Annotated in this window: 11 protein-coding genes; 5 read left to right on the top strand and 6 right to left on the bottom strand. The window is 63.2% G+C overall.

Going from position 1 to position 10,684, the window contains the following annotated elements; genetic code table 11:
- A partial coding sequence (locus tag H0W65_RS11115; protein WP_294007610.1) for a translocation/assembly module TamB domain-containing protein occupies nucleotides 1–587 on the top strand: 587 nt, incomplete at its 5' end.
- A 6-nt stretch (nucleotides 588–593) separates the two neighbouring features.
- On the opposite strand, the gene H0W65_RS11110 is transcribed toward H0W65_RS11115, so the two are convergent.
- Both H0W65_RS11110 and H0W65_RS11105 read right to left on the bottom strand, forming a co-directional pair.
- Nucleotides 594–1,082, bottom strand: coding sequence for a DUF2127 domain-containing protein (locus H0W65_RS11110; protein ID WP_294007608.1), 489 nt, complete (start codon nucleotides 1,080–1,082; stop codon nucleotides 594–596).
- Nucleotides 1,082–3,130, bottom strand: a complete 2,049-nt coding sequence (locus H0W65_RS11105; protein WP_294007606.1) for a TonB-dependent receptor — start codon at nucleotides 3,128–3,130, stop codon at nucleotides 1,082–1,084. Before H0W65_RS11105 ends, H0W65_RS11110 begins: the two co-directional genes overlap by 1 nt.
- A 173-nt stretch (nucleotides 3,131–3,303) precedes the next feature.
- On the opposite strand from H0W65_RS11105, the gene H0W65_RS11100 reads away from it, so the two are divergent.
- Nucleotides 3,304–4,671, top strand: coding sequence for an amino acid permease (locus H0W65_RS11100; protein WP_294007616.1), 1,368 nt, complete (start codon nucleotides 3,304–3,306; stop codon nucleotides 4,669–4,671).
- Nucleotides 4,664–5,944: an MFS transporter gene (locus tag H0W65_RS11095; RefSeq protein WP_294007605.1), complete on the top strand. Its 1,281-nt coding sequence runs from the start codon at nucleotides 4,664–4,666 to the stop codon at nucleotides 5,942–5,944. The genes H0W65_RS11100 and H0W65_RS11095 overlap by 8 nt, the downstream gene beginning before the upstream one ends.
- A gap of 3 nt (nucleotides 5,945–5,947) precedes the next feature.
- Here the strand turns inward: H0W65_RS11095 and H0W65_RS11090 are convergent, their stop codons facing one another.
- Together H0W65_RS11090 and glnA are read right to left on the bottom strand one after the other, a co-directional pair.
- Nucleotides 5,948–6,862: a PilZ domain-containing protein gene (locus H0W65_RS11090; RefSeq protein WP_294007603.1), complete on the bottom strand. Its 915-nt coding sequence runs from the start codon at nucleotides 6,860–6,862 to the stop codon at nucleotides 5,948–5,950.
- A gap of 73 nt (nucleotides 6,863–6,935) precedes the next feature.
- Nucleotides 6,936–8,348 (bottom strand): type I glutamate--ammonia ligase, encoded by a 1,413-nt coding sequence (glnA, locus tag H0W65_RS11085; protein ID WP_294007601.1) that lies wholly within the window; start codon nucleotides 8,346–8,348, stop codon nucleotides 6,936–6,938.
- Nucleotides 8,349–8,900: 552 nt separating this feature from the next.
- On the opposite strand from glnA, the gene H0W65_RS11080 reads away from it, so the two are divergent.
- On the top strand, nucleotides 8,901–9,785 hold the full coding sequence (locus H0W65_RS11080) for a YkgJ family cysteine cluster protein (protein ID WP_294007614.1): 885 nt from the start codon (nucleotides 8,901–8,903) through the stop codon (nucleotides 9,783–9,785).
- Nucleotides 9,786–9,833: 48 nt separating this feature from the next.
- Here the strand turns inward: H0W65_RS11080 and H0W65_RS11075 are convergent, their stop codons facing one another.
- Nucleotides 9,834–10,040 carry a helix-turn-helix domain-containing protein gene (locus H0W65_RS11075; protein ID WP_294007600.1) on the bottom strand — a complete coding sequence of 69 codons (207 nt, stop codon included), beginning with the start codon at nucleotides 10,038–10,040 and terminating at the stop codon, nucleotides 9,834–9,836.
- Nucleotides 10,041–10,096: 56 nt separating this feature from the next.
- Nucleotides 10,097–10,435 (bottom strand): P-II family nitrogen regulator, encoded by a 339-nt coding sequence (locus H0W65_RS11070; RefSeq protein WP_294007598.1) that lies wholly within the window; start codon nucleotides 10,433–10,435, stop codon nucleotides 10,097–10,099.
- A 79-nt stretch (nucleotides 10,436–10,514) separates the two neighbouring features.
- On the opposite strand from H0W65_RS11070, the gene H0W65_RS11065 reads away from it, so the two are divergent.
- A partial coding sequence (locus tag H0W65_RS11065) for an NTP transferase domain-containing protein (protein ID WP_294007612.1) occupies nucleotides 10,515–10,684 on the top strand: 170 nt, incomplete at its 3' end.

The raw sequence follows: 10,684 nt of genomic DNA, 5'->3' as shown, positions 1-10,684 counted from the left end.
GCGCCGACCTGATCCGCGGCGATTATGAGTTCGCCGGGCGCAATTTCCGCCTGCAGCGCGGCATCATCCGCTTTCGCGGAGAAAGCCCGCCCGACCCGCTGCTCGACATTCGTGCCGAGGCGCAAGTCCAGGGACTCGACGCCAGCGTGATCGTCGGCGGGACTGGGCTCAAGCCTGAAATCCGATTCGCCAGCGTGCCGCAACTGCCGCAGGACGAGCTGCTGTCACGCATCCTGTTCGGCACCTCGATCACCAACCTGTCGGCCCCCGAAGCGCTCCAGCTGGCGAGTGCGGTAGCGGCGCTGCAGTCGGGATCGGGTAGCCTCGACCCGATCAACGCGGTGCGGCGGGCGGTCGGGCTCGACCGGCTGCGGATACTCCCTGCCGACGTCGCGACCGGACAAAAGACCGCGATTTCCGCGGGCAAATATATCGGCCGAAAATTATTCGTCGAAGTGATCACCGATGGGCAAGGCTATTCGGCGACGAGGGTCGAGTATCAGGTGACCCGCTGGCTGTCCCTGCTGTCGTCCATTTCGACCATCGGCCGGACCAGCGCCAACGTCCGCGTCAGCAAGGATTATTGAGCGCCGCTAGTCGACCGGCAAATGCCGCCGGAGCAACCGATATTCGTGCCACACCAGCACCATCACGATGAGGTCGAAAACGGTCAGCACGATCAGTCCTGCCGATCGGGTGTGAGTGTAACGGTAGATCTGGTAGGCGATGAACAGGCCGAGCACGACCAGTGAGGCGGGATAGGCCCACAACTTGCGCATCAACAGGCCGCCGACCAGCGCCAGCTTCACTATCCCGTGGCTGAGCAAATAGAAGGCATAGAAATGCTGGGTTTCGACCGAAAAAGTCTGCGACCATGCGAGCAGGTAGTTGGCGATGAAGTCGCCGCGGTCCTCGACCAGTTCGTCCTGGGTCAGCCGCTCGACCAGCGACAGGATCGTCGTAGTGCTGGTGAAGGCGAGTAGCAGGCCGCCGACGCATTCAATCACCGCGTGCGCGCCCTTGAGCAGCACGCTCACTTCGAACATCTGGTGGATGCGATGTTCCTGAAATCCGGGGCGCATCAGAACGACTGCTCGAGGCCGACGAATACTCCGCGGCGCTCGGCCCATTGCGGCGCCCCGCCGGCGAAGCCGGTACCGTCGCCGAGCCCATAGCTGCGGTCGAACAGGTTGGTCACGTCGAGGCGGAGTTCGAGCGGACGACCTTCGATCAGCGAGAGGCGATAGACGGCGGCCAAGTCGAACGTAGCATGAGCCGGCAGCCGGGCGCCGTTGGGCACCCCACCCGCCGCGGTCCGCCGCGCGCCGCTCCCGTAGAGCAGGTCGCCCGACAATAGAAGATGGCCGAAGCGATAGGACAAACCGCCAGACGCGGTGACGCGCTGATCCTGGTCGATCGGGAGATCATGGGCGGCGGCATAGTCTAGTTGGGCTGCGCTGAATTCGCCCTGATTGGAGACGATCTCGCGGCCGTTCGCCTGGGCGAGCGCCAAGTTGGACCAGGCGGTCACCGGCCCGTCGGCATAGGTCAGCGAAAGATCGACGCCATGTAGCCGTCCCCGCCGATAATTGAACGAGCGCTCGATCGGGGCGAACTGCCATTCGCGCTGCGCAAGAAGATCGCGCGCCGACCGCCAATAGCCATCGATGCCAAACGTCCACTCGCCAAGCTTCTGTTGGAGGCCGACGTCGAAATAATCGTCACGCTCCTCGCGAGCGCTGTCGTTCACCGCGCCCCCGCTGAACGGGCTGCGCGGCGCTGCCTCGCCGAGCGGGGGCGCGACGACGTAGCGGGCATAGCCGACGTGCGCGGTGAAACCGGCGGGCGTGGCATAGACGAGGCTGGCGCGTGGGCCGAGCTGCGCGGGCTCGCCGACGTCCGTGACATGGTCAAAGCGGAGCCCGGCATTAAGCGTCAGGCGCGGCGCCAGCCGAACTTCGTCCTGGACGAAGGCGCTCGCCGTGACGCGGTGCTCGACCGAGTCCGCGTCGAATAAGGCCGCGCTCGCGAGCGGAGTTCCGGCGAGGTCGCGCTCGGCTTCGCGTTCGCGGTCGTTGGACAGCAATATCCCGGCGCGCAGCGTGTGGCGGGCACCGGCTTCATAGGCGGCTTCGATCTGAGTCCCAACCGAACGCCGCCAGCCGCGCGTCGCGCGCGACACGCCGTCGGCGGCGAGGCTGAGCGGCTCGTCGGGGCGAATCACTTCGTTCGAGACCAGGCCAAACATCGATGCCTGGAGCGTCAGCGCCTCGTCGCTGCGCTGATAGAAGGCAATCGCATAATGATTACTCACTCGCCGTTCGCCATGCGCATGCTCGGCGCCCGGGAGGCCGGCAATGGCGCGGCCCGGGACTTGGTTGCGCTCGTTGGAGCTGCCGAGGATCAGGGAAGTGCGCTGCTCCTCATCGATGAGATGGTCGGCGAACAGGAAGCCTTCGAGCTCGCGGATGCGATCGTGGGCCGGGTTGGCGGCGGCGTCGAGCGGGGCGAGGCCTATGTCGCTGCGGCGAAAACTGCCCGAGGCGAACAGGCTGCTGCCGCCGCGCGAGGCGGACCACTCGAAAGCTGGTTCGACGCTGTGATGGCTTCCGCCGTAGAGTTCGGCCTGACCCCCTTTCATATACAGGCCGTTCTTGGTCGTCACATTGACGACGCCGCCCGAAACCAGCCCATATTGCGCAGGCAGCGCCCCGGTGATCAGCTCGGTCTTGTCGGCCAGCCGCGAACTCAGGGATTCGCCGAAATCGGCGACTCCTTCGGGCAAGATGATATTGTTGAGACGATACTGAATCTTGCCCGGGGCGTTGCGAACAATCAGCGCGCCCGACCCGTCCCGCCGGACGCCGGGAACCTGCGCAAGGATGAATCCGAGGTCGCGCGTCTCGCCGCCTGGTCGATGCTCGATCGCCTCATTGCTGAGCGTGTAGGTCGAGGCGCCGAGGCTCGGTTCGACCTTGGACCGGGCCGCGTCGAGTCGCTGGCCGGTAACGACGATTTCGGTCCTGGGGACTTGCTGGTCCTCGGCTTCGTCATCGTCAGGAACAGTTTGCGCGATGGCGGGCTGAATGAGGGCGATTAACGAGGCCGTTATCAACAATGCTGATCGCATGGGGAAATCCGTCTTTCCGTGTCGCGAAGGGCGCTCTGCCCTTGATCCGATGAACACCCTATTGCGGATGGAGTTGCGCCACCGAAATGGCACGCTAGGCTCGGCACAATCGCAAGGGGATCCGCCAAATGAGAAACTGGAATACACGCAAGGTTGTCGTCGCGCGCGAAGACATGGCGGAGCATCATCGCCTGGCGCAATCGCTGGGCTGGCCGCATCTGGTCGCGCTGGGAGTTGGCGCGATCGTCGGGACGGGAATTCTGACGTTGATCGGGGTGGGCGCGGGCAAGGCGGGGCCGGCGGTAATTCTGAGCTTCGCCATTGCCGGCTTGATCTGCGCTTGCGCCGCGCTGGCCTATGCCGAAGTGGCGACGATGATCCCGGCGGCGGGGTCGGCCTACACTTACTCCTACGTTGTGTTCGGGGAACTGATCGCCTGGATGATTGGGGTCGCGCTGATCCTGGAATATAGCCTGGTTGTCAGCGCGGTCGCGGTTGGTTGGTCGGGCTATGCCTCGGGGTTTTTGAATTCGGTCGGGTGGGGGTTGCCGCCGGCGCTGGTCAACGGGCCGGAGCTGGGTGGGGTGATCAATCTGCCCGCTATCTTCATCATCTTCGTGGTGGCCGGACTGCTGATCGCCGGAACCCGCGAGAGCGCGACGCTCAACGCGATCCTGGTGGTCATTAAGCTGGCCGCGCTGGCCTTGTTCGTGGCGGTCGCGCTGCCGGTGTTCAACGCCGACAATTTCCACCCGTTCATGCCCTATGGTTTCCCGCGCTCGGGTGCGGCCGGCAGCGAGGTCGGGGTGATGGCCGCCGCGGCGATCATCTTCTTCGCATTCTATGGTTTCGACGCGATCGCGACGGCGGCCGAAGATGCCAAAAACCCGGGCCGCGACCTTGCGATCGGCATCGTCGGATCGATGGCGGTGTGCGTGCTGATCTACATGGTTATCGCCGCGACCGCGATTGGCGCACTCGGCTACACGAGGTTTGCCGACAGTCCGGAACCGCTGGCGCTGATCCTGCGCGAGATCGGGCAGGGGACGGCGGCGCGGATTCTCGGCGCGTCGGCGGTGATCGCGCTACCGACCGTAATCCTCGCCTTCTTCTTTGGTCAGAGCCGGATCTTCTTCACTGTCGCCCGCGACGGGCTGCTGCCGTCGAGCCTGGCGCGCGTATCGAGCCGCGGCACGCCGGTGCGGATCACGATGTTCACCGCAATCGTCGTCGCGGTCATCGCTGGCATATTCCCGTTGGCAAAGATCGCCGCGCTCGCCAATGCCGGGACGCTTGCCGCGTTCGTCGCGGTGTGCGCGGCAATGCTGGTGCTGCGCCGCCGCGAGCCGGACCGCGAGCGCAAGTTCCGAGCGCCGCTGGCGTGGCCGGTTGGGATCGTCGGCATCCTGGGCTGCCTCTATCTGTTCATCAGCTTGCCGGTGCTCACCCAGACCTTCTTCCTAGCCGCCCAAGCCATCGGGTTGCTTCTTTACTTCGTTTACGGAAGCCGCGCCGCCGAACGCGCGCGCGTGCGTGCCTGAGTCGGTTGGGCACGGCGGCCGCATCCGGGCGATCGTCGGGGGGTCGGCGGGCAATCTGGTCGAATGGTTCGACTGGTACGCTTACTCCGTACTGACCGTCTATTTCGCGCCGGTGCTGCTGCCCGGACAAAGCAAGACGGCAGAGCTGCTGAGCGCCGCTTTGATCTTCGCGGTTGGCTTTCTGATGCGGCCGATCGGTGCCTGGGCGATGGGGATTTATTCCGACCGGCACGGACGCAAGTCGGGGTTGGCGCTGTCGGTCGGGTTGATGGCCGGAGGATCGCTGTTGATCGCCGCCGCGCCGACCTATGCTGTGGCGGGATGGATCGCGCCCGCCGTCCTGCTGATTGCGCGGCTGCTGCAGGGGCTATCGGTCGGCGGCGAATATGGTGCGAGCGCGACCTATTTGTCGGAGATGGCCATCAAGGAGCGCCGCGCCTTTTGGGCGAGCTTCCAATATTTCACGCTGATCGGCGGGCAATTGCTTGCACTCGCCGTGGTGCTGATCCTGCAGATGGCGATGAGCGAGGATGCGTTGCAAGCTTGGGGCTGGCGAGTGGCGTTCGGGGTTGGCGCCGTACTGGCGCTCGGGGTCTATTGGTTGCGGACGCGACTGGCCGAAACGCAGGCGTTCGAAGCGCAGGACAAGGACCGGCCCAAATCGTCCTTGCTGAAATTGTGGCGCGACCATCCACGGGAGTTCCTGATCGTCGCCGCGATCAGCGCGGGCGGATCGATGGCCTTCTATGCTTACACCACCTACATGCAGAAATATCTGGTCAACACGAGCGGTTTCTCGCGCCCCGATGCGACCTGGGTGATGACCGTCGCGCTGGTGGCGTTCATGGCCATCCAGCCGTTGTGGGGAACGGCCGCAGACCGGTGGGGCCGCAAACCGATGCTGTATCTCTTCGGCTTCGGCGGGATGTTGGTATCGGTGCCGGTGTTTACCGCGCTGAGCACCGCGACCGACCCGCTGGCGGCGCTCGGACTGGTGCTGATCCCGCTAACGATCCTGGGCGCCTACACCTCGATCAGCGGCCTTATCAAAGCCGAGCTATTCCCTGCGCACATCCGGACGCTCGGCGTGGCACTGCCCTATGCCCTTGGTAACGCCCTGTTCGGTGGAACGGCGGAATATGCCGCGCTGTGGTTCAAGCAAGCCGGTGCGGAGAGCGGCTTCTACTGGTATTTGACGGTGGTGATCGGGATGGCGACGGTGGGGTTTCTGATGCTGCCCGAAACCAAGCGGACCAGCCTCATCACCGACTGAAAATCAGCGTTTTAGAAAGCCTTCGAGGTCTTCGCGCAGTTCCTCGACCGACTGCCGCTTCCAGCCTTCTGCCCAGGCGGACTCCTCGTCTGCCGAGCGATCGAGCGGGCGGGACGGCACGTGGGTGGGTGCGATGTCGGGACGCGTCTTGGCCAGGGTCTTGAGGTCGAACGGCTGGGCGAAGGTCAGGCCTATTTTGTCTGCGCAGCTCCAGCCGACGGTGGCGAAATGCTGCCCCGCTTCGCCAAGGTCGAGCAACAGCTCGGCGCCCCTGGGATAGCTGATCGGGCATTCGACAAGGGCGCCGCGCTCCGAAATATTACGCAAACGGGTTCGCTCGATGCCATGATTGTAGATAATATCGCCTGACCAGATCAGCGGATGGCGGCGCTCGGCGCGGCGCGAATTGACGACCGGGTCGTCCTCGGACGCAGACCAGCACGCCGCCTCGGGCGCCGAGGGCAGGATCATCTCAGGAAAGCTTCGACGAAGCACTTCGAGCAGCACCGAGTCGCGTGCCGCCGGGTCGCAGTCGATCTTGGTTTCGTGCGCGAACTCAAGTCCGATGCGATCGCCGCGCAGCCAGCGGACCGCGCATTCGATTTCCGCGCCCTCGGCCAGGGCCAGATCGATTCGATCCCACAGGCGAGGCGAAAATTCGGCGCGGATCATGGCTCCGCCGCCCGACAGGTTGATCAGGTCGACCTGGTGATCCTGTCCTTCATAGCGCACGGTTGCGGCCTCGCTGTCGAGCCGGTGACGATCGTCGTCGCGGTGGTTGGCGGTGCGGGTTTCGCTGCGCGGCACGTCGACCGAGGACAGGTCGTCGCCCTCCGCGCCGCGCGAATCCTTGCCGTGCACCAGCGGGTCGACCTTGAGGCCCCTGCCCGACAGGATGGCGGAGCGAAAACTATTCATCGATCGGACCTCGCACGTCATGACCGGGCGATCATGACGCGCGAGGGTTAGGAATTGGTAACCAGTGGCTCGATTATGAGCTGTAATACATGTCGAACTCGACCGGGCTGGGGGTGGTTTCCCAGCGCATCACTTCTTCCCATTTGAGTTCGATGTAGGCGTCGATCTGGTCGGCGCTGAACACATCGCCCTTCAACAAGAAATCCTTATCGGCCGCGAGCGCTCCCAGCGCTTCGCGCAGGCTGCCGCAAACGGTCGGCACATTGACCAACTCGGCCGGGGGCAGGTCGTATAAATTCTTGTCCATCGCCTCGCCCGGGTGAAGGCGGTTGGCGATGCCGTCGAGCCCCGCCATCAGCAAGGCGGAATAGGCCAGATAGGGGTTGGCCATCGCATCGGGGAAGCGGAACTCGACCCGTTTGGCCTTTTCGCCCGCACCGTAGGGGATGCGGCAGGAGGCCGAGCGGTTGCGGCTTGAGTAAGCGAGCAGCACCGGCGCCTCGAAGCCCGGGACCAGCCGTTTGTAACTGTTGGTGGTCGGATTGGTGAAGGCGTTGAGCGCACGCGCGTGTTTGATCACACCGCCGATGAAATAGAGCGCCATTTCCGACAGGCCGGCATAACCGTTGCCCGCAAACAAGGGCTTGCCGCCCTTCCAAATCGACATGTGGGTGTGCATGCCGCTGCCGTTATCCTGGGCGATTGGCTTGGGCATGAAGGTCGCGGTCTTGCCGTACTGATGGGCGACCATGTGGACGACATATTTGTAGACCTGCATGCGGTCGGCGGTCTCGACCAGCTTGCCGTAGGTCAGGCCAAGCTCGTGCTGGGCGGCGGCGACCTCGTGATGATGCTTGTCGCACGGCAGGCCCATCTCGATCATCGTCGAGACCATCTCGCCGCGAATGTCGACCGCGCTGTCGACCGGGGCGACCGGGAAATAACCACCCTTGGCGCGCGGGCGATGGCCGAGGTTGCCACCTTCATAATCGCGGCCGGTGTTGGTCGGCAGCTCAATGTCGTCGAGCTTGTAATAGCTGACGTTGTAGCCGTCCTCGAATTTGACGTCGTCGAACATGAAGAACTCGGCTTCGGGGCCGACAAACACCGTGTCGCCGATGCCGGTGGCCTTCAGATAGGCTTCGGCCCGCTTAGCGGTCGAGCGCGGGTCGCGGGCGTAGAGTTCGCCGGTCGACGGCTCGACGATGTTGCACACCAGGATCAGCATCGGCGTCGCCGCGAACGGATCGACATAGATCGCGTCGAGGTCGGGCATGAGGATCATGTCGCTCTCGTTGATGGCCTTCCAGCCCGATATCGAGCTGCCATCGAACATGAAGCCGTCGGTCAGCATGTCCTCGTCGATGATCGAGGCGACCATCGTCAGATGCTGCCACTTGCCCTTTGGATCGGTGAAGCGAAGGTCGACAAACTCGATCTCCTGCTCCTCGATCTGCTTCAGCACTTTGGATGCGGCGGTCGCCATGGTCGGCTCCATAAGTTCGATGAGAGAGAATCACCGGCAACCCTCGTCGCGGTTCGCCCACAGCCATTCCAGCGGCCGCCCCAGGAGTCACGCCAGCCGTGAAGATTTCACGTTGAAGAGATGCGGCGGTGGAGCGATCGAAAGCCCGGGGTGTCGATATATTGACGAAGTTGAGCCGGCCGCACGGATTCGGGGCCTTTGAGGCTTTCGTGACTTTCGGGACGTTCGCCGGTAGGAACTTTGCCTGGCGGCGTCGCGAAACCCGAGGAGACCGGCACCAATACCCTTCCAGCCCCGATCCCATTCCACGGGCAAAGGCGCCGCCGCCGGCCGCGATCGAAGGCGATAGGCGCTTCCTCGGTTCATACCGTCATTAGCCGAGGCCTGCGCCACGGACCGCGTAATCCTGAGGATGGATTATAATTTCCGCGTATAGGCCTGCGAAATGCGCTCGCCATGCTTTGGATCTTTGCGGATGCTTGACCGAGCGTTACCCATGATCGCCAGCGTCATTGGAAAGAGTATGGCACTTATAGGGAGAGGCAACTCTTGATGAACGCGGCCAGACAGCGATTTGCCTGCACACAATGCGGTAAATGTTGCAATCGTCCGCCGGAGGTTGAGCTATCCGAAGCGGCGGCGCTTTCGGACGTCTTTGTTTTTAGCTTGATGTTTCGGCTTTACTGCCTGCCCAGCGCGCTTCGCGACTCTCCTGGACAGGACATCAGCCGACAAAAGGCAAGCGAGGTTTATTATCAGTCGAAGCGGCTGCTGACCGCTTTTGCGGTTAGCAAGTATCCGACGAAAATAGAGCGGGGAGGAAAGGCGGTGGAATATACGCAGTACCTTACCATCTCGGCTTTGACGCTCGATACTCGTCCTGGCGCGTGCAATGCACTTCACGCGAAACGCTGCAGCATTTATGATCGACGGCCGTTCGCCTGCCGCTCCGTGCCGTTACACTATTCGCGCGTCGAGGCTTTGGCCGAATCTGATTTGAGGGCTTTTGTCGCAGGGTCAGGCTATGATTGCGACACAAGCGAAAGCGCGCCCGTATTGCTCGAATCCGGCAGGATCGTCGATCCGGAGACGCAGCAAGCTCGGGCAAAAGCTTTGTTACTCGCAGAGCGCGACCGGAAGTGGAGAAGTGCAATCCTGCGGCGCCTAAAGGCTGGGGCTTCCGAAAATGCTTTGCCTAGTCTGCATCAGATCAAGACCAATGCCCCGTTCGGAGCAACCACGACGTCCATGAGGGTTGCTTGGCAAATCGCGGTTGAGACTGGTCTCATCGACGTAAACGCGTGCACGACCTTAATCGCGACTCAGCTGGCCGTAATCGATCGAGAGCTTGCGGAGGCGAAGTGCACGCAAGATACACGCGAAACACTCGCCGAGATGCGCGCGGAATATATGAATCACAGCCGTTCGGCGGACTGACAGCCGCGTCCGTTCCCGCCCTTGCGTCGATGCGACTGTCCCGGCAAATCAGTAGCTTCGCCGCTGCGCCGCGATCAGCATTCTGAGCAGCATCGCGACCGGGCGCGGTACGCCGACCTTGCCTTCGAGCCACAGGCTGACCGCCGAGCGGCTGACACCGATTGCGGCGGCGAGGTCCGACTGGGTGCGATAGCCGAGCGCTCTCATGTGCTGACGCAGCTCGTCGGGCGACATGGAGGCGAGGCGGTCGTCCATCGGTCGGCTGTAGCCTCGCTCGCGCCCAATCAAAACACGCCATCGCGGGCGCCCCGCTAAATTGCGTCCGCGCCCCTGTCCCCGGTACGGATGCGGACGGCTTGTTCGACCTCGACGACGAAGATCTTGCCGTCGCCGATGCGGCCGGTACGGGCGGCGTTCTCGATCGCTTCGACAGTGCGATCGGCAAGGTCGTCCTCGACCACCACCTCGATCTTCACCTTGGGCAGGAAGTCGATCACATATTCGGCGCCGCGATAGAGCTCGGTATGGCCCTTTTGCCGACCGAAGCCCTTGACCTCGGACACAGTCAGCCCGGATACGCCGACCTCGTGGAGCGCGTCTTTGACGTCGTCGAGCTTGAAGGGCTTGATGATCGCCTCGATCTTTTTCACTTGGGCGTCGCTCCATTTCCCGGATTGAAACGCTAATGCCCAATCGCCGCCGCATTTCCAAGCAAAGGCCGCCGAACTCATGAAAGCGATCATTCTTTCCGCCGGCCAAGGCTCGCGTCTCGGCCATCTGGTCGACGAGAAGCCCAAGTGCCTGATCGAGTTCAACGAGCGGTCATTGCTCGACCGGCAGCTCGATACGCTGGCCGCCAACGGGGTCGAGGATGCGGTGGTCGTCACCGGCTTCCATGA

It is taken from the genome of Sphingomonas sp., from assembly GCF_013816785.1.
Lineage (GTDB): Bacteria > Pseudomonadota > Alphaproteobacteria > Sphingomonadales > Sphingomonadaceae > Sphingomicrobium.
Note: the sequence above shows the minus strand (reverse complement) of the source record. Positions and strands in the feature narration are given on the sequence as shown.

What these genes read in the sequence shown, in the direction of transcription:
- glnA (WP_294007601.1), bottom strand. Translation starts at nt 8,348, where the DNA reads ATGGCGACCGCCGCATCCAAAGTGCTGAAGCAGATCGAGGAGCAGGAG.
- H0W65_RS11105 (WP_294007606.1), bottom strand. Translation starts at nt 3,130, where the DNA reads ATGCGATCAGCATTGTTGATAACGGCCTCGTTAATCGCCCTCATTCAG.
- H0W65_RS11090 (WP_294007603.1), bottom strand. Translation starts at nt 6,862, where the DNA reads ATGAATAGTTTTCGCTCCGCCATCCTGTCGGGCAGGGGCCTCAAGGTC.
- H0W65_RS11110 (WP_294007608.1), bottom strand. Translation starts at nt 1,082, where the DNA reads ATGCGCCCCGGATTTCAGGAACATCGCATCCACCAGATGTTCGAAGTG.
- H0W65_RS11100 (WP_294007616.1), top strand. Translation starts at nt 3,304, where the DNA reads ATGGCGGAGCATCATCGCCTGGCGCAATCGCTGGGCTGGCCGCATCTG.
- H0W65_RS11080 (WP_294007614.1), top strand. Translation starts at nt 8,901, where the DNA reads ATGAACGCGGCCAGACAGCGATTTGCCTGCACACAATGCGGTAAATGT.
- H0W65_RS11075 (WP_294007600.1), bottom strand. Translation starts at nt 10,040, where the DNA reads ATGGACGACCGCCTCGCCTCCATGTCGCCCGACGAGCTGCGTCAGCAC.